Source organism: Janthinobacterium sp. BHSEK (assembly GCF_056174685.1).
Genome location: NZ_JBWBYV010000058.1, coordinates 114,247 through 139,982, shown reverse-complemented (window position 1 = coordinate 139,982; position 25,736 = coordinate 114,247). Strand labels below are relative to the sequence as shown.

The window sequence follows — 25,736 nt, the reverse complement described above, 5'->3', positions numbered from 1 at the left end:
ACTTTGCGCCGATGATAGTGCTGCAACCAGTGTGAAAGTAGGTTATCGTCAGGCTTGTTATTCGCAGTAAGAGAAAAACCCGTCAAGCAATTGGCGGGTTTTTTTTCGTCTGGCGGTTGGATGCGCCGCTGGTGCTGTCGGCTTACGCTGCGCTAAGCCGACCTACGCCGACCTACGCCGATCCGCCGACCGACGGTCAGTGTGTGGGGGACTGCCCCCGGCTGTTCAGCAGACGAAAAATAGGCAGCGCTGCGCGCTGCCTATCTGTCTTTGCTTCCCTTTTATTGACCAGCCACCACCGGCGCGACGCCGCTCCTGGCCACCCACTCGATCAGCGCATCGACGGCGGCGCGGCCGTTGCCATTGCCCACCAAGTCGCTATTGATCATGGCGACCACCACGCACTGTTGATTATTCGCATCGGGCACATAGCCGGCGATGGCCACCACATTCTTTAATGTCCCCGTCTTGATGCGGGCGCGCGCTGCGGCCGGGCTGTTCAGCAGGCGCTTGCGCATGGTGCCGTCCAGCGCGACGATGGGCAGGCTGGACTGGAACTCGGGCGCCCATGGGCTTTGCTGCATCGCCTGCAAGACACCGGCCATTTGCGCTGGCGCAATGCGTCCCGTGCGCGACAAACCGGAACCGTTGTCGATCAGCATGCCCTGGGTGTCGATATGGTGCCGCTCAAACCATTCCTGGATCACTTGCCGTGCCCGGTTGGCCGTGTCTTCCGGCGCCGCCATGGCGACGGGACGGCTGCCCAGCCAGCCATCGCTTTGCAAACTGCCCAGGCTGAGGAACAGGGTGCGGGCGAGGGTGTTGTCGGAGGTCTTGTTGATGTCTCGTAAGACTTCCGGCAAGGCGCGCGCCACGTGGTCGGCCAGCATGCGCGTGCCGACGGGTTCGGCCGTCGGCGGCAAGCCCGTCAACGGCGCTTCGCGCACCGTGCCCGTGATCGTGCCGCCCAGGCGTTTCCACGTGGCGCGGAACAAGCGGTCTGCATAATCGTTGCGATCAAGCACGTTGATGCTGGTGGCCTTGCTGCAATTTTGCGGGAAAGTGCCGTGCAGTATCACCTGCAGCTTGCCGCTCGCATCGCGCCGGTATTCTGGCGGACGCCAGCCATCTTCCCATCGCGCGCAATTGCCCTTGACCAGCTTCATATCGCTCGTGATGCTGACATTCTCGAGCGGCGGCTGCATGAGGATGCTCAATTGCCGGTCCGTCGAGTTCATATTGATATCGAGCAAATTAGTGTTCAACAACAAGGCATCGGGGATGACGTTGTAGCGGAACTCGGCCGATTCGTCGAACGGTGGCGCGCCGATATCGGGCCGTGCCGGCTGGAACAACTGGCGGTCGAGGATCAGATCGCCCTTTATTTTCACGATGCCCTGGTTGCGCAGGGTTTGCAGCATGTGTTCCAGCACGTCCGCGTTGAAATCCGTGTCGGCGCCGCCGCGCAGGATCAGGTCGCCCTTCAGCACGCCATTGATGACGTCGGCGCTGGTGCGCAGTTCCGTGCGGCCGCGGAAGATGGGGCCTAATTGCTCCAGGCCCACGGCCGTCGTCACCAGCTTCATGGTGGATGCGGGTTGCATGCTGCGCTCGGCCCCATGCGACAGCACGGTGGTGTTGCCGCGCAAGACGATGGCGCCCATGGCGTCTTCGGGAATATTCGCGCCGCGCAGCAGCAGGCTGACGGATTCGGGCAATTGCGCCTGTGCATTCGACAAGCCGATGCCAGCCAGCAAGGCGGCGATGAGGATGGGACGGAACATGGCTCTCCTTAGTGGAAAAAGACGTAGGCAACGAAGACGGCGGTGATCACGCCGGCCAGATCGGCGATCAGGCCGGCCGTGATGGCATAGCGCGTCTTGCGGATGCCCACGGAGCCGAAGTACAGGGCCACGATATAGAAGGTGGTGTCGGCCGAACCCTGGAAGACGCAGGCCAGGCGGCCGACAAACGAGTCGACGCCGTAGGTGTTCATGGCGTCGATCATCATGGCTTTCGAGCCGGAGCCGCTGAGCGGCTTCATCATGGCCGTCGGCAGGGCGGGCACGAAGTCCGTATTGATGCCCAGGTTGGCGAAGAACCAGTTCATGCCGCTCATCAGGAAATTGAACACGCCCGCGTTGCGGATCACGCTGATGGCCACCAGCATGCCGACCAGGTAGGGAATCACGGTGATCGAGGTCTGGATGCCGCCTTTCGCCCCCTCGATGAAGGCGTCATACACGTTCACCTTCTTGCGCAGGGCGCCGATGATGAAGATGGCGATGACGCTGATCAACACCAGGTTGCTGACCACCTTGGACACCAGCTCGATTTCCTGCTTCGTCAGGTATTGTGTGAAGTACCAGATCATGGCGACGATGGCGCTCGTCATGCCGCCCATCCAGCCCAGCACGACGCGGTTGAGCAAGTTGATGCGTTGCTTGATGGACACCGTGATGATGCCGACCATGGTGGCGACATAGGTGGCGATCATGCACGGGATAAAGATGTCGGACGGGTCGGCCGCGCCGAGGATCGAGCGCTGCGCCATGATGGCCAGCGGAATCAGGGTCAGGCCCGAGGTGTGCAGCACCAAAAACATGATTTGCGCATTCGTCGCCTCTTCCTTGTTCGGATTCAAGGTTTGCAGGCTTTCCATGGCTTTCAGGCCGAAGGGCGTGGCCGCATTGTCCAGGCCCAGCAGATTGGCCGAGAAATTCATCACCATGTGGCCCGTGGCCGGATGGTCTTTCGGAATTTCCGGGAAGATGCGCGAAAAGAACGGCGCGATGACTTTCGCCAGCCAGCCGACGATGCCCGCCTTTTCACCGATGTTCATGATGCCGAGCCACAAGGTCATCACGCCCGCCAGCGGCAGGGCGATATCCATCACGCCCATGCGCGCCGTTTCGAACGTGCCGTCGATGATGCGCTTGAAGATATCGGTATCGCCGAGAAACAGCCACTGCAGCACTGCGGCCAGGAAGCCAACGAGGAAAAAGCCGGACCAGATGTAATTAAGTGCCATATGCGATCAGTTCTGTATTTCGGGGAGGTGAAAAGGTGCTGCAAGCAAAGTATAGAGGCAGCCCGATACGAGTTGATGAAAGAATGCAGCAATCGCATGCCAAAAAGTTATAAGCTGGCAGCCTGTTTTCATTGGCGCCCCATAGCTTGCCCGCGTAGTGTGGGGGATGCCCGTCGCTTATCGCTGTTCGTTACCCTTGTCTGCACTGGATCACTGATGATGTTTTTACGCAAAACCGCCTGCGCCGCCGGCCTGGCCCTGTTGACGCTATTTACCGCGCCCGCCGATGCCGCCACCGATGCCCGCGCAAACAAGACCCTGCACCTGTTCCTCAGTACCAGCGAGACGGGCCTGGATCCGGCCGTGGCCTCGGACCTGGCCAGCCTGAATTTGATGGAAAACATCTTCGATCCCTTGCTGCGCTACGACTACCTGGCGCGCCCGGTGCAGCTGCAGGGCAATACGGCGCGCGGCTTGCCGAGCGTGGAAGACGGCGGCCGCACGTATCTCTTTCATTTGCAGCCCGGCATTTTCTTCACCCCCGATCCCGCCTTCAAGGGCCAGCCGCGCGAAGTGACGGCGCAGGATTATGTGTACAGCCTGACGCGGCTGTATGACCCCAGCCTGAAGTCGCCGTGGCTGTTCTTGCTGGAAGACAAGCTGGTGGGCGACGCGGCCCTGAAAGCCAAATTCAGCTACGACACGCCGATCGCCGGCTTGCAGGCGCTGGACAAATACACCCTGCGCATCCGCCTCAACGCCATCGACCCGAACTTCCTGTTTTACCTGGCCATGCCGGCGACCGCCGTGGTGGCGCGCGAAGTGGCCGAAGCGTATGCGGCGGCCGGGCAGATCGGTAATCACCCCGTGGGCACGGGGCCGTTCCTGGTGAAGGAGTGGAAACGCAGCGACAAGATCGTGCTGCAAGCCAATCCGACTTTCCGTCCTACCGTGTTCCATACGGAAACCAAGGCGCTGGCTGCCTTGCCGGCCGACGCGCGCGCCATCGCCACGGCGCTGGAAGGCAGGCAATTACCGCTGGTCGAGCGCATCGAGGTGCGCATCGTCGAGGAATATCAATCGCGCATGCTGGGATTCCTGAAAGGCGAATTCGATTACCTGGAACAAGTGCCGGAATCGATGACGGACATGGTGCTGGAAAACGGCGCCTTGAAACCGGCGCTGGCCGCCAAGGGCTTGCAGCTGACGCGCTTTCCCGTGCTGCAGACGTATTACATGTGGATGAACATGGACGATCCCGTGTTGGGCGGCATGAGCAAGGACAAGCTGGCCCTGCGGCGCGCCATTGCCCTCAGCTACAACAGCCGCGAAGACATCGCGTTATTAAAGAAAGGCCTGGCCTTGCCGGCGCAGTCGCCGCTGCCGCCGAATGTGCTCGGCTACGACAAGCATTACCGCAGCCCCGTCGGCTACGATCCGGCGCTGGCGCGCGCCCTGCTGGACCGCTTCGGCTACAAGGCGGGGCCCGACGGCTTTCGCACGCAGCCGGACGGCACGCCCTTGATGTTGACCATGCATACGGAGCCGAGCACGGTGGGGCGGCTGCGCGATGAATTGTGGCGGCGCAACCTGAACGCCATCGGCCTGCGCGTGGAATTTAAAAGCGACAAGAAGACGGAAATCATCAAGGCCTCGCGCCTGGGCAAGGTGCAGATGTTCGAGACCAACTGGATCGCGGACTTCCCCGATGGCGATAACTTTATGCAATTGTTGTATGGCGGCAACGTCGGCCGCGCCAACTATGCCCGCTTCAACTTGCCCGATTACAATAAACGCTATGAGGAGGCGCGCCTGCTATCCGATACGCCGCGCCGACGCAGTCTGTACTTCGACCTGTTTCAGCTGATCCACGCCTACACGCCGTGGGTGTTGCTGACGCATCCCATCTCTGCCGACCTGCAGCAACCGTGGCTAAAAAACTACAGGCGTCACCCCGTGGAATTCACGTCCTGGCGCTACCTGGACGTGGATAAAAGCAGGGCTAGCCCCGCAGGCAAGTGACCATGTCACTGAAAAGGGCATTCATTCCAAAAAGTTATGGTTAGGAAAGCATTTTTCATTGGCTGGGCCCGGATGCATCGCGCTACTCTGAAAATGAAAACAAATAAAGTAAAGCGCTGGCGTCATAAAAAAATGTACCGCGAGACAGACGCCGCGACCTTACAAAACAGCCTGACTTGAGAACTCAAGTTTCGATTGCCCAACAAGGAGAGACCAGTGAAATTGAAGAAACTAGCGCAGTTGGTGGCATTGATGGGGGTGGTGGGGCCGGTGATGGCACAGGAAGCGGCGGCGCCAGCGATGCAACGGGTCGAAGTGACGGGCAGCAGCATCAAGCGGGTGGCCAAGGAAGGCGCGCTGCCGGTGCAAGTCATCTCCTTTGATCAGATCGAAAAGCAGGGCATCACGACGACCGAGCAACTGGTGCGCACCCTGTCGGCCAACGGCACGGGCGCCGATAACATGACTTCGGGCAATAACGTGTTTGGCGCCGATGCGGACAGGGTCAGCGGCGGCGCCTCGTTCGCCTCGCTGCGCGGCCTGGGACCGTCGAGCACTCTGGTGCTGTTGAACGGCCGCCGCATCGCCACGCACGGCGCCAGCGGCAAGTCGGTCGACCTGAACTCGATCCCGCTGGGCGCGATTTCTCGCGTGGAAATCCTCAAGGATGGCGCTTCGGCCATCTACGGCACGGACGCCATCGGCGGCGTGATCAATTTCATTCTGAAGACCAATTACAGCGGCGTGGAAGCCTCCGTTTCCACGAATGACACGCAGGCCGGCGGCGGCGCCACGCGCCGCGCTTCCCTGCTGGCAGGCACGGGTTCGCTGGAGTCGGACCGCTACAACATCATGGCCAGCCTGACCGTTGATAAAGCGCAACAGCTCAATGGCCGTGACCGCTCCTTCGTCAACGGCTTCCAGCCGGAACGCGGCCTGTCGCCCGATACCACGGGCACGCCGTTCGCCAACCAGATGGCGGGGACCGGCACGGCACTGGGCACGTCGTTCCAGCTGCCGGGCGATGCGAATAAATACCTGCAAGCTAATCCGCTGAGTTTCCAGGGCAAGTGCGACAGCATCGCCGGTATGTCGCAATACCAGACGGAACTGTGGAAAGACGTGACCTCGCCGCTGCGCACCAGGTATTCGTGCGCCTACGACTATGGCGCCGACTATGTGCTGCAATTCCCTGTCGAACGGGCCAATCTGCTATCGCGCGGCACCTTCCAGCTGGCGCCCGACCACCGCATGTTTGTCGAAGTGCTCGGTTCGCGCACCAAGGCCACGGCCATCCTGACGCCGATGCAGGTGCAGGCGACCGTCGCCAACAAGAATCTGTATCCGGTCGGTGGCGCGTATTATCAGGATCTGTCGGCCTACATCCCCACGTTCGACAAGAGCAAGCCGATTTCCTACAAATGGCGCGCCAATGACGTGGGCAACCGCACGCAGGAAAACACCACCGACAATGCGCGCGTGCTGGTGGGCTTTGAAGGCAACTTCGGCAAGTGGGATTACAAGGCCGGCATTTCGCGCGCCGAAAGCAGCACCAAGACCAAGCTGACGGATGGCTATTCCTATACGGACAAGCTGTACGCAGCCTTGGCGACGGGCATCATCAATCCGTGGGTAGGCGCCGGTCAGAGCCAGACGGAAGCGGCCAAGCAATTGATCGAATCGACCAAGTTCCGTGGCGACTTCCAGCACGGCAAGACGACCCTGACGCAGATCGACGGTTCCGTTTCGGGCGAACTGTTCCAGCTGCCGGCCGGTGCGCTGGCCATGGCGGCCGGCTTCGACTTGCGCCGCGAAGGTTACAGTTTCGCGCAAGACGTCGACGCCACACAGATTTTGCTGTCGCCAGGCAATGCCGCACTCAAAGATGCCAGCCGTACCGTCAAGGCCGTGTATGCCGAGCTGCTGGTGCCGGTCACGAAAGACCTGGAAATGCAGCTGGCCATCCGCCGCGACGATTACAGCCTGGTGGGCGCGACGACGAATCCGAAAGTGGCCTTCCGCTATCAGCCGGCCGACTTCCTGCTGTTCCGTGGTTCGGCCAGCAAGGGTTTCCTCGCGCCAAGCTTCCAGCAGCTGTATTCCGGTTCGCTGAGCCAGGAATTGCCGAACGGCGTGGTCGACCAGGAAGGTTGCGCCAAGCATCCGGGCGTGCCCGAATATTGCGCCATCGACCGCCTCGACTACAAGACGGGCGGCAACACGAATCTGAAGCCGGAAACGTCGAAGCAGGGCAGCGTCGGCTTTGTCATCGAACCGTTCAAGGGCTATTCGGCCTCGTTCGATTACTGGGCCATCAACACCAAGGACCGCATCCTGAACCGCACGCCGCAAATCGTGCTGGCCAATTACCAGGCGCTGAACCAGTACATCCACCGCAATCCGGACGGCACCATCGAGTACGTGCAGGCGGGCTGGATCAATGCGGCAGGCAGCCGCGTGCGCGGCCTCGACGTGGGCTTGCGCGGCGAAGGCAAGATCCGGGACGCGAAATGGACGGCGACCCTGGACGGCACGTATATGGACAGCTTCAAGTTTGCGGAATATCAAGGCCAGGAATACCAGGAACTGGTCGGCAAGTTTTATACGCGCGACCTGTACTTGCGCTGGAAACATAACGCCAGTTTCGGCGTATCGCGCGGCGACTGGAGCGGCTTGCTGATCCAGAGTTTCTCGTCGGGCTACAAGGACCAGTTGCCGAATGGCGGCAAGGGGTCGCCGCCGCCGGGCTTCAAGCCGGACGTGTCCAGCTACACCACGTATAACCTGTCGGGCACGTACACGGGCTTCAAAAATACCACCATCACCGTGGGTATCCAGAACCTGTTCGACCGCGATCCTCCATTCACCGCGCACAACGTGGATGAAGTGGTGGGCGCCGGCTGGGACCCGCGCGTAGCCGACCCGCGCGGCCGCTCGCTGTCGTTCCAGCTGAAGTACAAGTTCATGTAAGGCGGTCATGCCGGCGGCGATCCCGTCGGCATGCTAACCTCGTGCGGCGGCGCCTGGCGTCGCCGTTTTTATTCCAGGAAAGGGCCGCATGTCCAGTCAGACCAATCTCAGCCGGCGCCGCTTCGGCGGCTTGCTGGCCGCCACCGTGGGGGCGGCAGGCACACCGGCGTGGGCGGCGGCCGCGCAAGGGAAGGACAAACGCATGCAACAGCACCACGCATTGATCAAGCCGGCGCGCCTGCGCGACGGCGACCTGGTCGCCATCATCGCGCCGGGTGGTTTTACGGACGAAGAGGCCATCGCCAAGGCCCAGCGCAACATCGAATCGCTGGGCTTGCGCGCCAGCCTGGGCGCGAATATCCGCGCCGTGCACGGCAACTATGCGGGCACGGTGCGGCAACGCCTCGACGATCTGCACGCGGCGTTCGCCGATCCCGAGGTCAAGGCGATCTGGGCCATCCGTGGCGGTTCCGGCTGCATTTCGCTGCTGGCGCTGCTCGACTACGCCTTGATCCAGCGCAATCCGAAAGTGCTGATCGGCTATTCCGACATCACGGCCCTGCACCTGGCCATCGCCAGCCAGACGGGCCTGGTGACTTTCCACGGTCCCGTGGCGTCATCGACGTTTTCCGACTACACGGTGACGCAGCTGCGCAATGTGTTGATGACGCCGCAAGACAGCTACACGATACCGATGGCGCTGGACAACCACCGCCGCGCGCAGACGCAGCCGAACTTCGCCATCCGCACCGTGCATGGCGGCCAGGCGACGGGACGCTTGACGGGCGGCAACCTGTGCATGGTCAGCGCGCTGGCCGGCACGCCGTATGCGGCCGATTTCCGTGAACACATCCTTTTCCTCGAAGAAATCAATGAAGTGCCGTACCGCATCGACCGCATGCTGTGCCAGCTCGACCTGTCCGTCGGTTTCAAGCACGCGGCGGCCTTGATGCTGGGCATTTTCGAGCATTGCGAGGCGGCAGAGGGCGACACGGCGCTGACCCTCGATGCTACCCTGGACCAGCATCTGCAGCCTTTGCGCGTGCCGGCCGTCAGCGGTTATTCGTTTGGCCACATCCGTCACCAGTTCACGCTACCGATGGGCATATTGGCGACCCTGGATGCGGACCGGCAAACCTTGACCTTGCTGGAGCCGGCCGTCTGCTAGCGTACGGTGCAGCGGGGCGATTGTCAGTATGCTAGTGTGATCAGGCGTGGCACGAGGCCGCGCCGCCTTCCTCACCGCACCCGACATGATCAACCGCCACGCCAGTACCTATATCCTCAGCCACCCGCTGGCCTTCGCGCTGCAGGTGCTCAAAGGTTTCCGCGCCAACCAGGGCTTGCTGCTGGCGGGCGCCGTCGCGTATTACTCGCTGCTGTCCATCGTGCCCCTGCTGATGCTGGTGGTGGTGGCCCTGTCGCACGTGATCGCGCAGGATGAATTGCTGCAAACAATCGGCCATTACCTGGAATGGCTGGTGCCGGGACAATCGAAGGCCATCGTGGGCGAGATCGCGCATTTTCTCGACAACCGGGGCGTGATCGGCTGGCTGCTGCTGCTGACCATGCTGTTTTTCAGCTCCCTGGCGTTTACCGTGCTGGAAAACGCCATGAGCGTGATCTTTGTCCACCGCGTCGCCATCCGCCGCCGCCATTTCCTCATTTCCGCCGTGCTGCCGTATTGCTACATCTTGTGCCTGGGCGTGGGTATCTTGCTCATCACGCTGGTGGCGGGCAGCCTGCAGGTGATGGGCGAGGAAAGCGTGCGCTTCCTGCGCCACGACTGGGGCCTGGAGGGCGTGTCCGGCGTGCTGCTGTATCTGCTGGGGCTGGCGGGCGAAATCCTCGTGCTCAGCTCGATCTACCTGGTCATGCCGGTGGGAAGATTGTCGATCACGCATGCGCTGATCGGCGGCGTGACGGCGGCCCTGCTGTGGGAAATCGCCCGCCACGTGCTGGTCTGGTATTTTTCCACCTTGTCGCAGGTCAATGTCGTGTATGGCTCGATGACGACGGCCATCGTCGTCATGTTCAGCCTGGAAATCGGCGCCACTCTGCTGCTGCTGGGCGCGCAAGTGATTTCCGAATACGAAAGAGTGGCCCGCGGCGGCGAAGAAGACAAGCCGCTGGCGCTAAGGACTTGATTTAAGGTATGGCTTCAATTCGTTGTTGCACCGCACAAAAAGCTGTGCTATACTCCGTTCAGTGATTGAGATTTGGCAGCAAATTATCTCACCATCCAGTTTCAGCGCGGCGACCGACAGGTGTAATGTCGATGGCGTGACAGTGCGAAGAAATGGATTTTGTAATTCCGGATACGATGGTCGATTTTACACTTGGAGTCACCATGCAGATAGCATGGGAGTCCGAAAATCAGGAGGCACTTTGCAGATAGCACTGGCGTCCATGACACGATTAAAGCATTGGTAATACATTGGAACGAAGCCCGCGCTAGCGGGCTTTTTTTTCGTCTGGTGGGCGCGTTTATAAACCTACTGCGCAGCCCGCTCTCGAATCGGCGTTACTCGCCGTACCGAAGTACGGCTGCGTTACTCAATCCGATATCGGGCTTGCTCGCTACGGTTTCTAAAAGCGCCGAGACTGTTACTTCCAAATACTTTTACAAGGCCCTGGCGATCAGGATTTTCTGGATATCGCTGGTCCCCTCGTAAATCTGGCACACGCGCACGTCGCGGTAGATGCGCTCGACGGGGAAATCGGACACATAACCATAGCCGCCGTGCACCTGGATGGCGTCCGAACACACTTTTTCCGCCATTTCCGACGCAAACAGCTTGGCCATGGCCGCTTCTTTTAAACACGGCAAGCCCGCATCCTTCATGGCCGCCGCGTGGCGTATCAGCTGGCGCGCCGCTTCGATCTGCGTGGCCATGTCGGCCAGGCGGAATTGCACGGCCTGGTGTTCATAGATGGGCTTGCCGAAACTTTCCCGTTCGCGCGCGTAGCTCAGCGCTGCCTCATACGCGGCGCGCGCCATGCCCACGGCTTGCGAAGCGATGCCGATGCGTCCGCCTTCCAGGCCGGACAGGGCGATCTTGTAGCCTTGTCCCTCTTCGCCGATCAGATTTTCCGCCGGGATGCGGCAATTCTCGAACAGGATCTGCGCCGTGTCCGACGAATGCTGGCCCATCTTCTGTTCCAGTCCCGCCACGATGTAGCCTGGCGTGTTCGTCGGCACCCAGAAGGCGCTGATGCCGCGCTTGCCGGCCGCCTTGTCGGTGACGGCCATGACGATGGCCACGTCCGCATACTTGCCGCTGGTAATGAACTGCTTGGTGCCGTTGATCACGTACGCATTGCCGTCGCGGGTGGCCGTCGTGCGCAGGGCCGAGGCGTCGCTGCCCGTGTGCGGTTCCGTCAGGCAAAATGCACCGAGCATCGTGCCTTGCGCCAGCGGACGCAACCATTGTTGCTTTTGCGCATCGTTGGCGTACATCATGGCGATGCTGCACACGGGGCAATTATTTACGGAAATGATGGTCGAGGTGCCGCCATCGCCGGCGGCGATTTCTTCCAGCACCAGGGCCAAGGACACGTAGTCGAGGCCGGCGCCACCGAGCGCTTCCGGCACGGCCACGCCAAAGGCGCCCAGCGCGGCCAGTTCCTGTAGTTCTTCTTTCGGGAAATGATGTTCCTTGTCCCAGCGGGCCGCATTGGGCGCCAGGCGCTCGCGCGAAAAACTGCGCAGCGCTTCCTGGATCATCGATTGTTCTTCATTGAGTATCATGGGACGTCGTCTCGTTTGTTTTTATGGTGGATTCAGTGAATTACCAGGCGATGGGCTTGCCGTCGTAGTTGCGGAACACGGCCTTGTCCGTGGCGGGCAGGCTGGCCAGCGTGGCGCGGATGCCGGCTGCGCTTTCCTCCGGGGAAATATCGGCGCCGGCGCCGCCCATGTCCGTGCGTACCCAGCCCGGGTGGAAAGCGACGCAGCTGACGCCTTGCGGGCCATGCACGAGGCTGGTATCGATCAGCACGGAATTCAAGGCGGCCTTGCTGGCGCGGTACAGCGAGCCGCTGGGGTTACCCCGCTCGCTCAGGGAGCCCATGTGCGAAGACAGCACGGCCAGTTTGCCCTTGGCATTGGCCACCAGCGGCGCCAGGATCGGCAGCAGGCGCATGGCCGCCAGCACGTTCGTGTGCATGACGAGATCGAAATCGGCTTGCGCAGGGAAACCGTCATGGCGGGGGCCGTACACGCCCGCGTTGAGGATGGCCACGTCGAGCTTTTCATCGTCGAGCTTCCAGCCCAGGCCGGCACAGCCTTCCACGTCCGTCACGTCGAGCTGGTGCGCTTCCGCACCCAGTTGCTTGAGGGCCTCGCAGGCGTCCGGCGTGCGCGCCGTGGCGATCACTCGCCAGCCGTCGTGGCGGTACTGACGGACGATTTCGTGGCCGATGCCGCGCGAGGCTCCGATGATCAATGCGGTTGGCATATGTTTTCTCCCTGAAAATAAAATGAAAGGCGCGCACCGTGAACCGCGGTGCGCGCCCGTGCTCGGGAAGAGCTTATACCAGTTCGATCGCCATCGCCGTCGCTTCGCCGCCGCCGATGCACAGGGCCGCCACGCCGCGCTTGCCGCCGGTTTTCTTCAAGGCGCCCAGCAGGGTGACGATGATGCGCGCGCCCGAGGCGCCGATCGGGTGGCCCAGCGCGCAGGCGCCGCCGTGGATGTTGATCTTGCTGTGCGGAATGTCGAGGTCGTGCATGGCGGCCATCGGCACGGCGGCGAACGCTTCATTGATCTCGAACAAGTCGACATTGCTGCTGCTCCAGCCCGTCTTGGCGTAGAGTTTCTTCACGGCGCCGATGGGGGCCGTGGTGAACTCGTTCGGCGCTTGCGCATGCGTGGCGTGGCCGTGGATTTTCGCGATGACGGTGCAGCCCAGCTTTTTCGCCGTCGATTCGCGCATCAGCACCAGGGCTGCCGCGCCATCGTTGATCGACGAAGACGAGGCGGCCGTGATGGTGCCATCCTTCTTGAACGCTGCCTTCAGGGTCGGGATTTTTTCCAGGCGGGCTTTTTGCGGGCCCTCATCGATGCTGACGATGGTGTCGCCGCCGCGGCCGGAAACGGTGACGGGTACGATTTCCCATGCGAAACTGCCATCCTTGGTGGCCGCTTGCGCGCGCTTCACGGATTCGATGGCAAACGCATCCTGCGCTTCGCGCGTGAACTGGTACTGGCTGGCGCACTCTTCGGCGAACGTGCCCATCGAGCGGGCATTGCCCTTTTCGTCGCGGCTGTAGGCGTCTTCCAGGCCATCCATCATCATGTGGTCATAGATCATGCCGTGGCCGATGCGGTAGCCGCCGCGCGCCTTCGGTACCAGGTAGGGGGCGTTGGTCATCGATTCCATGCCGCCCGCCACCACCACGTCGGCGCTGCCGGCGAGCAAGGTGTCATGCGCGAACATGGTCGTCTGCATGGCCGAGCCGCACATTTTCGACAGGGTCACGGCGCCCGTGGAATCGGGCAAGCCTGCCTTGCGCAAGGCCTGGCGCGCGGGCGCCTGGCCCTGGCCAGCCATCAGGCAATTGCCGAAAAACACGTGCTCGACGGCGTCCGGTGCCACGCCGGCCCGTTCGACGGCGGCGCGGATGGCCACGGCGCCCAGGTCGCTGGCGGTGACGTTGGCAAAATCGCCCTGGAAGGCGCCCATGGGGGTGCGCGCGGCACCGACGATTACGATTGGATCATTCATGTTGGATCTCCGGTTAAGGGTGGGGAGGGTGACTGCATACAAAAACGCAGGTGCTGCGGATACGGGAAGACGTCCTCGATATGGCCGTCTTCGATGCGCTGCTTGCGCGCCTGCCAGTATTGCGCCGTCAGCAGGTCGGCATGGTGCTGCATGAAATATTTACGGATGCGGGGATTACCCAGCAGGAAGGTGCCGAATTGTTCGGGAAACACATCGTGCTTGCCGATGGGATACCACGGTTCGGCCGACATTTCTTCCTCCTCCGTGCGGGCTTGCGGGATGGCGCGAAACTGGCAATCGGTGATGTACTCGATTTCATCGTAATCGTAAAAAACGACACGCTGATGACGTGTCACGCCAAAGTTTTTATACAGCATGTCGCCAGGAAAAATATTCGCCGCCACCAGCTCCTTGATGGCGTTGCCGTATTCGACGATGGCGTGTTCCACCAGGTCGTCGCGGCCTTCCTTCTCGGCATTGCTCAGCCACATGTTCAGCGGGACCATGCGCCGCTCGATGTACAGGTGGCGGATGATGATCTGCCCGTGGTCTTCCTCGATCAGCGAGGGGGCGAACTGTTTCAGTTCGGCCAGCAGTTCCGCGGCAAAGCGGGCGCGGGGAAAGGCCACGTTGGAATACTCGAGCGTGTCGGCCATGCGGCCCACGCGGTCGTGGTGTTTCACCAGCAAATACTTTTGCTGGACTTGCGCGCGCGTGGTTTCCTTGCGAGGAGGAAAGAAATCCTTGATCACCTTGAAGACATACGGAAACGACGGCAGGGCAAACACCAGCATGACCAGGCCGCGAATGCCAGGCGCGCTTTCAAAATGATCCGACGAATGTTTTAAATGCTGCAGGTAGTCGCGGTAAAACAAGGTCTTGCCCTGTTTTTGCAAGCCCAGTATCGTATAAATTTCACTGCGCGGTTTGCGCGGGAGCAAACTTCGGAGAAATTGCACATAGGCGGACGGCACTTCCATATCCACCAGGAAGTAGGCGCGCGTAAATGAAAACAGCACGGCGATCTGCTGCTGCTCGAACAGCACCGTGTCGAGCACCAGCTTGCCGTGCCGGTTGTGCAGGATGGGCACGACGAACGGGTATTCGCGGTTGCCGTTGATGGCCTTGCCGACCAGGTAGGCGCCCTTGTTGCGGTAGAACAAACTGGTCAGGACCTGGAGCTGGTGGTTCGGTTCCAGCCGGTCGCTGCCGAACAGCTGCTGCAGGCGCGCTTCCACCTGGGCCACGTCACGCTCCAGGTTGGCAAATGCACAGTCCAGCTGGAAATTGCTCACCATGCGCGTCAGTGTGTCGCGCAAGCCGTCCTGGCCCGGGTAATACACGCGGTAGGTGGGTGCCGGGTCTTGTGTTTCGATGTACTCCGTGGAAACGACGGGGCGCACGAAAATATAGTCGTTATTGAAATACGTGCGGTGCAGGATGTTACAGCAGACGGAATTGAAGAAGGTTTCCGCCAGTTCCGGCTGCTTGTGTTCCGTCAGCATGCCGATGTAGTGCAGCTTGAGTTCGCGCCATACTTCGTCGCTCAACTCCGACTCTTCGTACTCATCTTCGAGCATCTGCACGCATTCCTGCACGCGCTTGTCATAGAAGTCGATGCGTTCGCGGGCCGCCGTCTGTGCCGCGCTCCAGGCGCCTTGTTCGAAATACCGCTTGGCGTGCTGGCTCGTTTCACGGAACAGACGGTAATGCTTGTCGAAGCCGTCGCGGATGGTGCGCGCGATATCGAATGCAATCTGGGAAGAGAGCAATTTGGGGAAGGCAATGTGCGTCATATCTGTGCTCGCATGAATGGCTCATCACCCAGTCGATACCCGCGCGCCCGTGCTTACTTGGTTTCCGCAAACAGTTCGCGGCCTATCAGCATGCGGCGGATTTCGCTGGTCCCGGCGCCGATTTCGTACAGCTTGGCATCGCGCCACAGGCGGCCGGCCGGATACTCGTTGATGTAGCCGTTGCCGCCCAGGGCCTGGATCGCTTCGCCCGCCATCCAGGTCGCCTTTTCTGCACTATACAGAATGGCGCCGGCCGCATCCTTGCGCAGCTGGCGCACGGCTTCCGGCGTGGTGGCACGGTCGCAAGCCTGGCCCACGGCGTAGACATAGGCCTTGCACGCCATCATGGTCGAATACATATCGGCCAGCTTGCCCTGCATCAACTGGAATTCGCCGATGGGCTGGCCGAATTGCTTGCGGTCATGTACGTAGGGCACGACCAGGTCCATGCAGGCCTGCATGATGCCCAGCGGGCCGCCGGACAGCACGGTGCGCTCGAAATCGAGGCCCGACATCAGCACGTTGACGCCCTTGCCCAGGCCGCCGAGCACGTTTTCGGCCGGTACTTCGCAATCCTGGAACACCAGTTCACCCGTGTGCGAACCGCGCATGCCCAGCTTGTCGAGCTTTTGCGCGATGGAAAAGCCCTTGAAATTCTTTTCGATCAGGAACGCCGTCATGCCGCGCGGACCCGCTTCCAGGTCGTTCTTCGCGTACACCACCAGCACGTCCGCGTCGGGACCGTTGGTGATCCACATCTTGGTGCCGTTCAAGACCCAGCGGTCGCCCTTGAAGTCGGCGCGCAGCTTCATGCTGACGACGTCCGAGCCCGCGTTCGGTTCCGACATGGCCAGGGCGCCGATGTGTTCGCCCGTGATCAGTTTCGGCAGGTATTTCGCCTTTTGCTCGGCCGTGCCGTTGCGCTTGATCTGGTTGACGCACAGGTTAGAGTGGGCGCCGTAGGACAGGCCGACGGAGGCCGAGGCGCGCGAGATCTCTTCCATGGCGACGATGTGCGCCAGGTAGCCCATGCCAGCGCCGCCGTATTCTTCGCTGACGGTGATGCCGAGCAAGCCCATGTCGCCCATCTTGCGCCACAGGTCCATGGGGAACTGGTCGGTGCGGTCGATCTCGGCCGCGCGCGGCGCGATTTCCGCGGCGGCAAATTGTTGGATCGCTTCGCGCAGGGAGGCGATGTCGTCGCCGTGGTCAAAGGTCAAGCCTGGGAGATGGAGCATGTCGTCCTCGTCGTCGTTATAAGTGTGGCGGTCATGGGTGCCGGGTCAGTGAAGCTATGATACTCAGTTGTGACGTTTACGTAAACGTAAAGTGGCGCGCGCGGCAGGTGTCCGCCGCTTGCCTTGCTAGCTTGTTTGCGCCTTATCAATATTCAAGTCCGCCAGCATGCGCGCGCACGCGTCTTCATGCGCGCTGATTTCCGCCAGCGCCATTTCGATATCGATGCGCTGCTGCTCCAGGGTCTGGCGGTGCTGCGCCAGCACGCCCAGGAAGCGGTCCATCTGCGCGCGCGTGTCCTTCGGCGACTCGTACATGTCGACCAGGCTCTTGATCTCCGACAAGGCCAGGCCCAGGCGCTTGCCGCGCAGGGTCAGCTTCAGGCGGGTGCGGTCGCGCGGCGTGTAGACGCGGCTGCGGCCGCCTGCGCCTTCGCGTTTGGGGCTGAGCAAACCCTGGTCTTCATAGAAACGGATGGCGCGCGCCGTGATGTCGAATTCCCGCGCCAGTTCGGTAATGGTATAGGTCGTCAAGGGTGCGGGCGGTGTCGGTTGCATGGGTGGTCGGTCGTCAGATGGGGTGCGGCTTGGCAGGTGGTGGCAAAGTGCCGTTTACGTCAACGTCAATACTATTGTAGCGTGCCCTGCCCGTGCTGCAACAAAGAAAAAAGGCGGCGTGGGCAGGAGAGTTTGGCGAATAAGGCAACGATTACTGAAAATAAATTGATTCTTCTTGCGCAAACGCGCTTAAGATCGAGAGTTGGTGGCCAAGATGACACCAAAAAGAGCTTTCCTGGCATAACGGCGACATTCTTTTCGCTGCGATGGCAGTAAAATTTTTGGGCGCAGATTCTTTCCAATAAGCACGATCAAAAAACAACGTTTTCACTATGAGCACGTTGTATAGGTTGTTTCTATATTGAAAACAAAATGGCCCTTCTGAAAACTTTGTCTACGAGAAATTGTATGACATGGGCATTGCGCGTATCGGTGGAGGAGGGCATTATCCGATACCGTACGTTGTAATGCCAAACCGAGGCTTTGAATCGTGCTGCAGTGCGAAAATCAAGGCTAGCCGCGAATTTGACCCGAAGCCACACAGAATCACAAGAGAAAATTCGGCCCACTTTTTCACCTGAAAAGCCCGGCCGGAGTGTTAATTGTTAATTGATACTCTTTTCAAATGTAACAATCTGTATGGTCATTCAAGAAACTGACTTTCATGTTACAACATGAAATAGTACACCTATGAATTCTTCTAACGAACGCGAAAGCTTCAGCCAGCGACTTCAGTTGGCTCTCAAAAACGCCCATTACTCTCCAGACAGCCCGACCAGACTGGCCCGGGAATTCAACATCCGTTTCGACGGACGCCCGATTACTGTGCATGCAGCTAGGAAATGGTTAGTAGGTGAAGCAATTCCCACGCAAGAAAAATTGCGCATGATTGCCCAATGGTTGGGCGTTCCCGCGGAATGGTTGCGTTTTGGCGGTCCGGAAAGCGCCACGCCGAATGGTGAAGCGGGCAGCGCTTTATCGCGTTTTGAGTCCGCCGATGTGAAATTAATTGCCGATTTGCAAAGATTAGATGAACATCATCGTCAAATCGCGCGAGAATTTATTCGCATGCTGGTGAGAGTCAACTACCAAAAGTAAGCATCCAGGCCCTCCCCGGCCGGCGCCGTCCGCCTTACGCTGGCGGCGCTCCCCCTGTCCTTTTATTTGCGCAAGGTCATACTGGAGACATGATTTTGCCGCACAATAAGACCTCGCATGTTGCGCTGCAGCGGAATTATTTGACAATAATCCCGTACGCAGCGGCGCAGCGGCCAATACCAGCGCATAATCACATCAGAAGCAGCCAGTTCATCCACTACGGAGCCGAGCATTTGAGCCGTCTTATGAAAAGTAACTACAGCAATACCGCGCAGCTGAAGGACTTGATGACCGTGCCCCCCATGACTGCCGCGCAACATGCGGAAGTGATGCGCAAACGGATCGCCCACCGCAGGATGGTTGAAGAAGCCAGGGATTTGAAGCAGGCCAGTGCTCATCAGTTCGACAAGAGGTGAGGGATGCCTGACCAAAGCTGCTGCGCGTCGGCATAGGTAGTCTGCGATGCTCACCGTGCTGGAGTACGGTTGCGCTTCTCGACCACCTCTTCCTTCCGCTCGCTACGCTTTTGTCGGGCATCGTGACGCTAACTACAAGATAGGGGTGTCGCCAGACGTTGTGGATTTCAAGCCATTCCAGCGCGGTGCCAGGGCGTGCTCGATGCCGAGCAGGTCGATGACCCTCGCCACCGTATGGTCGACCATCTCCGCGATGCTCTGCGGGTGGTGATAAAAGCTCGGTAAGGGCGGGAAGATGATGCCGCCCATTTCGGTCACGGCCGTCATATTGCGCAGGTGCGCCAGGTTGAACGGCGTTTCGCGCACCATCAGGATCAGGCGCCGGCGCTCCTTGAGCACCACATCGGCGGCCCGCGTGATCAGATTATCCGACAAGCCATGCGCCACGGCCGCCAAGGTCTTCATCGAACACGGTGCGACGACCATGCCATCCGATTGAAACGAGCCGCTGGCGATCGAGGCGCCGATGTCGCGCAGCTTGTGCACGACGTGCGCCTGCGCTTCGATGTCCTTGCGTCCCACGCCCGTTTCCTGGTGCAGGGTCAAAACAGCGGCATCCGACAAGACCAGATGCGTCTCGACGCCGGGGATGGCGCCGAGCAATTGCAGCAGCCGCAAGCCATACACGGCGCCCGTGGCGCCCGTGATGGCCACGACGATACGGCGCGGCCGCTGCGTTTGGCTATCAGGCATCCAGCAGGGACTTCAGTTCGCCCGATTCAAACATTTCATTCATGATATCGGAACCACCGATGAACTCGCCTTTCACATACAGCTGCGGAATGGTCGGCCAGTTCGAGTAATCCTTGATGCCCTGGCGAACTTCCGGGTCGTCCAGCACGTTGACGGTGGCGATGTTTTCCACGCCGCACGCTTTCAGGATCTGGATGGCGCGGCCGGAAAAGCCGCACTGCGGGAACTGGGCCGTGCCCTTCATGAACAGCACGACTGGCGTGTTCGTCACGGTTTCTTTGATCCAGGTTTGTACGTCGCTCATAGCTGCCTCTGATGGGTAAATAAATAGATGCCGTCATTTTATAAGAAAACGACGGCACGGGTATGCGCTCAAGTCATAAATCGGGCAAGTCAGCCACGTTGAAGCTTATAGGGTCTTGCCCAGGCAGGCCGATTGTGCCGCGCCCACGTATTTGCCCCAGGCAAGGACCGGCACATAGCCGTGTTTGGCATAAAACGCCACCGCGCGGCCATTCGCCACGCGGGTGGACAGGTGCAGGGCCTGGTAGCCATGCCGGCGCGCCTGCGCCTCCACGTGAGCCAGCAGGGCCGCGCCCACGCCTGTGCTGTCGGGGCGCGCATACATGCGCTTGAGTTCGCCTATGGCACTGTCCGGCCCGCCCAGCGGGCGCAGGGCGGCGCAACCGAGCAGTTCTCCGGCGCCGTCGCGGGCCAGGTAAAAGCCGCCGCGCGGCGTTGCCGCTTCGATATCGAAGGAAGAGCGGCCGCTGTCGCCATTGATGCGCAGCAATGCTGCCGATAACGCATCGAGCAGCAACTGCGCATCCGGGCTGGCGGCGTCCACCGCCAGGATGACGAGGTCATGCCCGGCGGCCACGAGCTTAACCGCGCAGCTTGGCGAACGCGGCGGCCATGCTGCCGGCCGGCTCCGGTGCGTTGCGCGACTGCGACTGGTGCTGCGCCATGCTGCGGCGGTCGTTGCGGTCGCCACGCTGCTCGGGCTTGCTGCCCGCCTGCGGCGCGCTGTCCGTCAAACGCATGGTCAGCGCGATGCGCTTGCGCTTCTCGTCGACTTCCAGCACTTTCACGCGCACGACCTGGCCCGCCTTGACCACCGTGTGCGGGTCTTTCACAAACGTGTTCGACAGGGCCGAGATGTGCACGAGGCCATCCTGATGCACGCCGATATCGACGAAGGCGCCAAAGGCGGCCACGTTGGTGACCACGCCTTCGAGAATCATGTCCGGGCGCAGGTCGCGGATTTCTTCCACGCCTTCCTTGAAGGTGGCGGTGGTAAATTCCGGACGCGGGTCGCGGCCCGGCTTTTCCAGTTCCTTCAGAATATCGCTAATGGTCGGCACGCCGAACGTTTCATCCGCGTACTTTGCCGGGCTGAGGGTTTTCAGCAGGGCCGTTTCGCCGATGACGGCCTTGATATCCTTCTTGATGTCGGCCAGGATCTTTTCCACCAGCGGGTACGATTCTGGGTGGACGGCGGAGGCGTCCAGCGGATTCTCGCCGCCCATCACGCGCAGGAAGCCGGCCGCCTGCTCGTAGGTCTTGTCGCCCAGACGCGGCACCGCCTTCAAGGCCGCGCGCGAGGTGAACGCGCCCTTCATGTCGCGGTAGGTGACGATGCTTTGCGCCACGCTGGCCGACAGGCCGGAGACGCGCGCCAGCAGGGGAGCGGACGCCGTGTTGACGTCCACGCCCACGGCGTTCACGCAATCTTCCACCACGGCATCGAGCGAGCGGGCCAGCTGGCTTTGGCTCACGTCGTGCTGGTACTGGCCCACGCCGATCGATTTCGGGTCAATCTTGACCAGCTCGGCCAGCGGGTCTTGCAGGCGGCGCGCGATCGAGACGGCGCCGCGCAACGACACATCCATGTCCGGCAATTCCTTCGAGGCGAATTCGGACGCCGAATACACCGACGCGCCCGCTTCCGAGACGACGATCTTCGTCATCTTCGCTTCCGGGTGCTGCTTGATCAAATCCTGCGCCAGTTTATCGGTCTCGCGCGAGGCGGTGCCGTTGCCGATCGAAATCAGCGACACATTGTGCTTGGCGGCAAGACGGCCCAGGGTATGCAGCGAACCGTCCCAGTCGTTCTTCGGCTGGTGCGGGTAGATCACGGCCGTGTCGACGACTTTACCGGTGGCATCGACCACGGCCACCTTGACGCCCGTGCGCAGGCCGGGATCGAGGCCCATGGTGGCGCGCTGGCCGGCCGGCGCGGCCAGCAGCAGCGCTTTCAGATTGGTGGCGAAGACGTTGATCGCGTCGAGTTCCGAGCGTTCGCGCAGCGCGCCCATCAGTTCCGTTTCCAGGTGCATGAAGCTTTTCACGCGCCAGGTCCAGCGCGCCGTGTCCGCCAGCCACTTGTCGGCCGGGCGGCCTTGCTGCTTGATGCCGAAGCGGGCGGCGATGCGGCCCTCGCACGGGTTGTGCGGCGCATCCCATTTCGGTTTTTCCGCTTCCGTGTCCAGGCGCAGGGTGACGTCGAGGATGCCCTCGCGGCGGCCGCGCAGCAGGGCCAGCGCGCGGTGCGATGGCACTGTCGAAATGGTTTCCGAGTAATCGAAATAATCGGCGAATTTCTCGCCTTCGTCCTGCTTGCCTTCCACCACTTTCGATTCGACGATGCCATGTTCCTGCACGTATTCGCGCAAGGTTTGCAGCAGGGTCGCGTCTTCGGCGAAGCGCTCCATCAGGATCTGGCGCGCGCCGTCGAGGGCCGCCTTGGTGTCGGCCACGCCCGGGTTGTTGCCGTCGGCACTCGTAAACGCCTCGCGCAGGAACTTGCCCGCTTCCATTTCCGGCGTCAGTTCCGGGTTTTCCAGCAAGCCGTCGGCCAGCGGCATCAGGCCCGCTTCGATGGCGATCTGCGCCTTCGTGCGGCGCTTCTGTTTGTATGGCAAATACAGGTCTTCCAGGCGCGTCTTGTCTTCCGCGTGCATGACGGCGTCGAGCAGCTCGGGCGTCATCTTGTTCTGTTCCGTGATCGACGCCACGATGGCGGCGCGCCGCTCTTCCAGCTCGCGCAGGTAGCGCAGGCGCTCTTCGAGCAGGCGCAGCTGGATATCGTCGAGGCCGCCGGTCGCTTCCTTGCGGTAACGGGCGATGAAGGGCACGGTGGCGCCTTCGTCGAGCAGTTCGATGGCGGCGGCAACCTGCACCGGTTTGGCGGCAAGTTCAAGGGCAAGGCGTTGTTCGATAGTGGGCAGCATGGTTGTTTCCAGAGCGATCAAGCCTGGAATGATACGCAATCGGCGCGATTGCGCAATCTTGACAGCGCAAATGGACTGTGCGTTGACAAGCGGCCTAGCGAGCCGGCAGCAGCGGGCTGGCGGGCGTGGGAGCTGGCGGCCTCTGCGGCGTGACGGACTTGCCGAAGGCATTGCCCATGCGGTGTTCGAGGGCGGCGCGGTTGTACAGGCCCAGCTGGTTCGACGGACGCTGCATGATCGCTTCGGCGCCGGACAGGGCGGGCGGCGGCCCGTTCATGGTGTTGCTATTCGGCAATAATTTTTCATTCAAGCAAGACATCGATGGCGCGCGCCGGCCGTTCGCTTCCACCTCCACGCAGCCCTTTGGCGGCGCGGCGGCCTTCACGACGACGGTGTGCTCGTCCGCCTGTGCGGGCAGGGCGGCGCAGATCAACAGCAACAGCGATAACAGGCGTGCCATGGCGGCTCCCGGAGCGGTGAATAAGCGGCCAGCATAGCAAGGCCATGTGTCGCGGCGATGACACGCCAGCCTGCTAACTAGGTGACCGATGTCATGCAGTTGTCATTTTATGAAGCTACCATCTTGCCATTCTGCTTGAAACATTGCAGTCAAGACACTTCATAAGCAGGCTCTCGTTGATTTCCCTGGAAAATGACACGAACTCACCGCCGCACCGCAACAGGCAACGCCCTGGCCCTGTCCGCTTGTTTGCTGATGACATTGATGACATTCATGCGGCCGGCGGCGGGCGCGGGCGGCAATGATGCGGGCGCGCCCGCCACCGTGCGCTTCGACCTGCCCGCCCAGCCGCTCGACGCGGCCCTGGTGGCGTTCGGCGAAGTGACCGGCTATTCCGTGCTCGTCAGCAGCGAACTGGCGGCGGGCAGAGTGGCGGCGCCCGTGCGCGGCGACTACACGCCGGCCGAGGCGCTGCAGCGCCTGCTGGCCGGCACGCAGCTGGGCGCGCGCTTCAGCGGCAGCAATGCGTTTACCTTGCTGGCGCTGGCCGACGCCCCGGCAGCGCCGGCGCTCGTGCCGGCCCAGGCCGCCCCAGCCGCGCCGCCGCTGCAGGGCTATGCGGCCATCCTGCAGCGTTCGCTCACGCGCGCCTTGTGCCGCTTGCATCCGGACGCCTTCGGCCGCTACCGCCTGGCCTTCCAGCTGTGGCTCGACGAGCGGGGCAAGGTGCGCGCCGTGCACGTGCTGGAAGCGAGCGGCGTGGCGCAGCGCGACCGCGCCGTGCTGCAGCGCCTGCGCAGCCTGCTGATGGATGGCGCGCCGCCCGCGGGCTTGCCGCAGCCGCTGACGATCTTGCTGACGCCGCGGCCCGACCCGGATGCCGATTGCGCGCCCTATCTGCTGGCCGGAGCGCCCTGAGCATGCCGGAATTACTCAAAACCACCTTGCGCAAGCTGTTCCTGGAACGCTACGGACAGTTTCGCCGCCACCTGCAGCGCCGCCTGGGCTCGGAAGACCTGGCCAATGACGCGCTGCATGAAACGTATTTGCGCGTGGAGCGGATGAACGCGCCCGAGGCGATCAGCTACCCATCCGCGTATCTGATGCGCATCGCCATCAACATTGCGGAAGATCAACGCCGTGACAATGCGCGCCTGCTCAGCCTGCCCGACATCGACGATCTGTACGAGATGGCCGACGAGCTGGCCGACCCGGCCCGCACCTTCAGCGCGCGCGCCGAACTGGAAGAACTGGAACGGGCCTTGCAGGAGTTGCCGAAACGCCGGCGCGCCATCGTCATCGCCGCCCGCGTCGACCAGTTGCCGCACCGCGACATCGCCGAGCGCTTCGGCATTTCCGCCCGCACGGTGGAGAAGGAATTGCGCGCCGGCCTGGAACATTGCTGCGAACGCATGGGACGCGATTTCATCCAGCGCTTCGGTCCCGGCGCGGGAAAAACGTCTAAACATCATGATTGAACAAGCGGAAGACGACATGGGTGTCATCCAGAAGGAAGCGCAGGCATGGGTCGTGCGCCTGGCCTCGGGCCAGGTCAGCGAGCGCGATGCGCAAGTGTTTCGCCACTGGTGCGCGCGCAGCCGCAGGCATGCGACGGCGTTTGCCGAGGCGCGCGCCGTGTGGGGCGCCATGGCGCCGGCCGCGCGCGCCGTCAAGCGGGCACAGGCGCCTGTGAATACGGCGCGGCGCGCCTGGCTGGGCGGCGCCGTGGCGGCCTCGCTGGGCTTGCTGGCGCTGCGCCCGCCGACGGACCTGTGGCCGGCCGTCGCGGGTCTTGCCGCCGACTATGCCACGGGCACGGGCGAGCAGCGCGAAGTGGCGCTCGATGGCGGCGTGCTGGTGCAGATGAATACGCAGACGCGCCTCGACGCGGCGCCCGTGCAGGACGGCGCCGCGGCGCTGGTGCTGCTGGCGGGCGAGGCGGAATTCCAGGCCGGCCTGCGCGGCGCGGCGCGGGTGCGCGTGCAGGCGGGCGACGGCAGCGTGTCGGCCGGCAGCGCGCGCTTCAATATCCGCCTGTTCGGCCAGGAAGTGTGCGTGACGTGCCTGGCGGGCCGCCTGCGCGTGGCGCAGGCCGGCAACGATGCGGAGCTGGCGGCGGGCCAGCAGCTGCGCTACCGGCCCGAGCATTTCGGCATCGCCCGCGCGGTGGCAAAAAGCGACGTCAGCGCGTGGCGCCACCGGCTGCTGGTGTTCAAACAAAGCACCCTGGCCGAGGTGGTGGACGAGGTGAACCGCTACCGTCCCGGCAAGCTGATCCTCAATGGCGACGCCTTGAAACACACGCGCGTGCAAGCGAGCTTTTCGCTCGACCGTCTCGATGACGTGATCGCCCTGATCCAGGACGCGTATGGCGCGCGCGTGACGCGGCTGCCGGGCGGCATCGTGCTGTTCGGCTAGCGATGCACGCCGATGG

Annotated in this window: 22 protein-coding genes; 8 read left to right on the top strand and 14 right to left on the bottom strand. The window is 61.8% G+C overall.

The window, feature by feature from the left end; all coding sequences use genetic code 11:
- Positions 1-281: 281 nt before the first annotated feature.
- Both dacB and AC0V2Y_RS19920 read right to left on the bottom strand, forming a co-directional pair.
- The gene (gene dacB / locus AC0V2Y_RS19925) at positions 282-1,784 is read right to left on the bottom strand and encodes a D-alanyl-D-alanine carboxypeptidase/D-alanyl-D-alanine endopeptidase (protein ID WP_475416729.1); all 1,503 of its coding nucleotides are present in this window, start codon (positions 1,782-1,784) and stop codon (positions 282-284) included.
- 8 nt (positions 1,785-1,792) lie between these two features.
- A complete protein-coding gene (locus AC0V2Y_RS19920) occupies positions 1,793-3,031 on the bottom strand; it encodes a nucleoside recognition domain-containing protein (protein WP_034753725.1) in 1,239 nt (412 codons plus the stop codon).
- Positions 3,032-3,250: 219 nt separating this feature from the next.
- Here AC0V2Y_RS19920 and AC0V2Y_RS19915 point away from each other — a divergent pair, with 219 nt between their 5' ends.
- From AC0V2Y_RS19915 to AC0V2Y_RS19900, 4 genes are all read left to right on the top strand, one after another.
- Positions 3,251-5,053 carry an ABC transporter substrate-binding protein gene (locus AC0V2Y_RS19915; protein WP_475416733.1) on the top strand — a complete coding sequence of 601 codons (1,803 nt, stop codon included), beginning with the start codon at positions 3,251-3,253 and terminating at the stop codon, positions 5,051-5,053.
- A 216-nt stretch (positions 5,054-5,269) separates the two neighbouring features.
- Complete coding sequence (locus tag AC0V2Y_RS19910) at positions 5,270-8,023, top strand: TonB-dependent receptor (protein WP_475416728.1); 2,754 nt, start codon at positions 5,270-5,272, stop codon at positions 8,021-8,023.
- An 88-nt stretch (positions 8,024-8,111) separates the two neighbouring features.
- Entirely contained in the window at positions 8,112-9,191 is a 1,080-nt protein-coding gene (locus tag AC0V2Y_RS19905) for a S66 peptidase family protein (RefSeq protein WP_475416727.1), read from the top strand.
- Between the two features lie 85 nt (positions 9,192-9,276).
- Entirely contained in the window at positions 9,277-10,170 is an 894-nt protein-coding gene (locus tag AC0V2Y_RS19900; protein WP_230542061.1) for a YihY/virulence factor BrkB family protein, read from the top strand.
- Between the two features lie 476 nt (positions 10,171-10,646).
- Here the strand turns inward: AC0V2Y_RS19900 and AC0V2Y_RS19895 are convergent, their stop codons facing one another.
- The 6 genes from AC0V2Y_RS19895 to AC0V2Y_RS19870 all read right to left on the bottom strand — a co-directional run bounded on the left by AC0V2Y_RS19895 (position 10,647) and on the right by AC0V2Y_RS19870 (position 17,318).
- Positions 10,647-11,774, bottom strand: coding sequence for an acyl-CoA dehydrogenase family protein (locus tag AC0V2Y_RS19895; RefSeq protein WP_475416726.1), 1,128 nt, complete (start codon positions 11,772-11,774; stop codon positions 10,647-10,649).
- 40 nt (positions 11,775-11,814) lie between these two features.
- The gene (locus tag AC0V2Y_RS19890; RefSeq protein WP_070221733.1) at positions 11,815-12,483 is read right to left on the bottom strand and encodes an SDR family oxidoreductase; all 669 of its coding nucleotides are present in this window, start codon (positions 12,481-12,483) and stop codon (positions 11,815-11,817) included.
- A gap of 73 nt (positions 12,484-12,556) precedes the next feature.
- Positions 12,557-13,753 carry an acetyl-CoA C-acyltransferase gene (locus AC0V2Y_RS19885; RefSeq protein WP_475416725.1) on the bottom strand — a complete coding sequence of 399 codons (1,197 nt, stop codon included), beginning with the start codon at positions 13,751-13,753 and terminating at the stop codon, positions 12,557-12,559.
- Positions 13,750-15,549, bottom strand: coding sequence for a bifunctional isocitrate dehydrogenase kinase/phosphatase (gene aceK / locus AC0V2Y_RS19880; protein ID WP_475416724.1), 1,800 nt, complete (start codon positions 15,547-15,549; stop codon positions 13,750-13,752). Before aceK ends, AC0V2Y_RS19885 begins: the two co-directional genes overlap by 4 nt.
- Before the next feature lie 53 nt (positions 15,550-15,602).
- On the bottom strand, positions 15,603-16,787 hold the full coding sequence (locus AC0V2Y_RS19875) for an isovaleryl-CoA dehydrogenase (RefSeq protein WP_475416723.1): 1,185 nt from the start codon (positions 16,785-16,787) through the stop codon (positions 15,603-15,605).
- A gap of 126 nt (positions 16,788-16,913) precedes the next feature.
- Positions 16,914-17,318 carry a MerR family transcriptional regulator gene (locus AC0V2Y_RS19870; protein WP_326459569.1) on the bottom strand — a complete coding sequence of 135 codons (405 nt, stop codon included), beginning with the start codon at positions 17,316-17,318 and terminating at the stop codon, positions 16,914-16,916.
- A gap of 714 nt (positions 17,319-18,032) precedes the next feature.
- Between AC0V2Y_RS19870 and AC0V2Y_RS19865 the strand changes: the two genes are divergently transcribed.
- A complete protein-coding gene (locus AC0V2Y_RS19865; RefSeq protein WP_034753756.1) occupies positions 18,033-18,440 on the top strand; it encodes a hypothetical protein in 408 nt (135 codons plus the stop codon).
- Positions 18,441-18,502: 62 nt separating this feature from the next.
- On the opposite strand, the gene AC0V2Y_RS19860 is transcribed toward AC0V2Y_RS19865, so the two are convergent.
- From AC0V2Y_RS19860 to AC0V2Y_RS19835, 6 genes are all read right to left on the bottom strand, one after another.
- Entirely contained in the window at positions 18,503-18,838 is a 336-nt protein-coding gene (locus AC0V2Y_RS19860; RefSeq protein WP_162995524.1) for a hypothetical protein, read from the bottom strand.
- A gap of 150 nt (positions 18,839-18,988) precedes the next feature.
- Positions 18,989-19,609 (bottom strand): UbiX family flavin prenyltransferase, encoded by a 621-nt coding sequence (locus tag AC0V2Y_RS19855; RefSeq protein WP_475416722.1) that lies wholly within the window; start codon positions 19,607-19,609, stop codon positions 18,989-18,991.
- A complete protein-coding gene (gene grxD / locus AC0V2Y_RS19850) occupies positions 19,602-19,913 on the bottom strand; it encodes a Grx4 family monothiol glutaredoxin (protein ID WP_034753766.1) in 312 nt (103 codons plus the stop codon). The genes AC0V2Y_RS19855 and grxD overlap by 8 nt, the downstream gene beginning before the upstream one ends.
- Before the next feature lie 105 nt (positions 19,914-20,018).
- Positions 20,019-20,489, bottom strand: a complete 471-nt coding sequence (locus tag AC0V2Y_RS19845) for a GNAT family N-acetyltransferase (RefSeq protein WP_475416721.1) — start codon at positions 20,487-20,489, stop codon at positions 20,019-20,021.
- 4 nt (positions 20,490-20,493) lie between these two features.
- Positions 20,494-22,842 carry a Tex family protein gene (locus AC0V2Y_RS19840; RefSeq protein WP_077398246.1) on the bottom strand — a complete coding sequence of 783 codons (2,349 nt, stop codon included), beginning with the start codon at positions 22,840-22,842 and terminating at the stop codon, positions 20,494-20,496.
- Between the two features lie 94 nt (positions 22,843-22,936).
- Positions 22,937-23,302, bottom strand: coding sequence for a hypothetical protein (locus tag AC0V2Y_RS19835; RefSeq protein WP_475416720.1), 366 nt, complete (start codon positions 23,300-23,302; stop codon positions 22,937-22,939).
- 255 nt (positions 23,303-23,557) lie between these two features.
- Between AC0V2Y_RS19835 and AC0V2Y_RS19830 the strand changes: the two genes are divergently transcribed.
- The 3 genes from AC0V2Y_RS19830 to AC0V2Y_RS19820 are packed head-to-tail and all read left to right on the top strand — an operon-like array spanning position 23,558 to position 25,720.
- Positions 23,558-24,220 (top strand): secretin and TonB N-terminal domain-containing protein, encoded by a 663-nt coding sequence (locus tag AC0V2Y_RS19830; RefSeq protein ID WP_475416719.1) that lies wholly within the window; start codon positions 23,558-23,560, stop codon positions 24,218-24,220.
- A gap of 2 nt (positions 24,221-24,222) precedes the next feature.
- Positions 24,223-24,780 carry an RNA polymerase sigma factor gene (locus AC0V2Y_RS19825; RefSeq protein WP_035823145.1) on the top strand — a complete coding sequence of 186 codons (558 nt, stop codon included), beginning with the start codon at positions 24,223-24,225 and terminating at the stop codon, positions 24,778-24,780.
- Positions 24,773-25,720 (top strand): FecR family protein, encoded by a 948-nt coding sequence (locus AC0V2Y_RS19820; protein ID WP_475416718.1) that lies wholly within the window; start codon positions 24,773-24,775, stop codon positions 25,718-25,720. Before AC0V2Y_RS19825 ends, AC0V2Y_RS19820 begins: the two co-directional genes overlap by 8 nt.
- Positions 25,721-25,736: the final 16 nt, after the last annotated feature.

Coding starts and splice junctions, on each gene's coding strand:
- aceK (WP_475416724.1), bottom strand. CDS start 15,549: ATGACGCACATTGCCTTCCCCAAATTGCTCTCTTCCCAGATTGCATTC.
- AC0V2Y_RS19840 (WP_077398246.1), bottom strand. CDS start 22,842: ATGCTGCCCACTATCGAACAACGCCTTGCCCTTGAACTTGCCGCCAAA.
- AC0V2Y_RS19835 (WP_475416720.1), bottom strand. CDS start 23,302: ATGGCACGCCTGTTATCGCTGTTGCTGTTGATCTGCGCCGCCCTGCCC.
- AC0V2Y_RS19920 (WP_034753725.1), bottom strand. CDS start 3,031: ATGGCACTTAATTACATCTGGTCCGGCTTTTTCCTCGTTGGCTTCCTG.
- AC0V2Y_RS19875 (WP_475416723.1), bottom strand. CDS start 16,787: ATGCTCCATCTCCCAGGCTTGACCTTTGACCACGGCGACGACATCGCC.
- AC0V2Y_RS19865 (WP_034753756.1), top strand. CDS start 18,033: ATGAATTCTTCTAACGAACGCGAAAGCTTCAGCCAGCGACTTCAGTTG.
- AC0V2Y_RS19885 (WP_475416725.1), bottom strand. CDS start 13,753: ATGAATGATCCAATCGTAATCGTCGGTGCCGCGCGCACCCCCATGGGC.
- AC0V2Y_RS19905 (WP_475416727.1), top strand. CDS start 8,112: ATGTCCAGTCAGACCAATCTCAGCCGGCGCCGCTTCGGCGGCTTGCTG.
- AC0V2Y_RS19855 (WP_475416722.1), bottom strand. CDS start 19,609: ATGCCTGATAGCCAAACGCAGCGGCCGCGCCGTATCGTCGTGGCCATC.
- AC0V2Y_RS19860 (WP_162995524.1), bottom strand. CDS start 18,838: ATGAGCACTGGCCTGCTTCAAATCCCTGGCTTCTTCAACCATCCTGCG.
- AC0V2Y_RS19915 (WP_475416733.1), top strand. CDS start 3,251: ATGTTTTTACGCAAAACCGCCTGCGCCGCCGGCCTGGCCCTGTTGACG.
- AC0V2Y_RS19895 (WP_475416726.1), bottom strand. CDS start 11,774: ATGATACTCAATGAAGAACAATCGATGATCCAGGAAGCGCTGCGCAGT.
- grxD (WP_034753766.1), bottom strand. CDS start 19,913: ATGAGCGACGTACAAACCTGGATCAAAGAAACCGTGACGAACACGCCA.
- AC0V2Y_RS19825 (WP_035823145.1), top strand. CDS start 24,223: ATGCCGGAATTACTCAAAACCACCTTGCGCAAGCTGTTCCTGGAACGC.
- AC0V2Y_RS19830 (WP_475416719.1), top strand. CDS start 23,558: ATGACATTGATGACATTCATGCGGCCGGCGGCGGGCGCGGGCGGCAAT.
- AC0V2Y_RS19820 (WP_475416718.1), top strand. CDS start 24,773: ATGATTGAACAAGCGGAAGACGACATGGGTGTCATCCAGAAGGAAGCG.
- AC0V2Y_RS19890 (WP_070221733.1), bottom strand. CDS start 12,483: ATGCCAACCGCATTGATCATCGGAGCCTCGCGCGGCATCGGCCACGAA.
- AC0V2Y_RS19900 (WP_230542061.1), top strand. CDS start 9,277: ATGATCAACCGCCACGCCAGTACCTATATCCTCAGCCACCCGCTGGCC.
- dacB (WP_475416729.1), bottom strand. CDS start 1,784: ATGTTCCGTCCCATCCTCATCGCCGCCTTGCTGGCTGGCATCGGCTTG.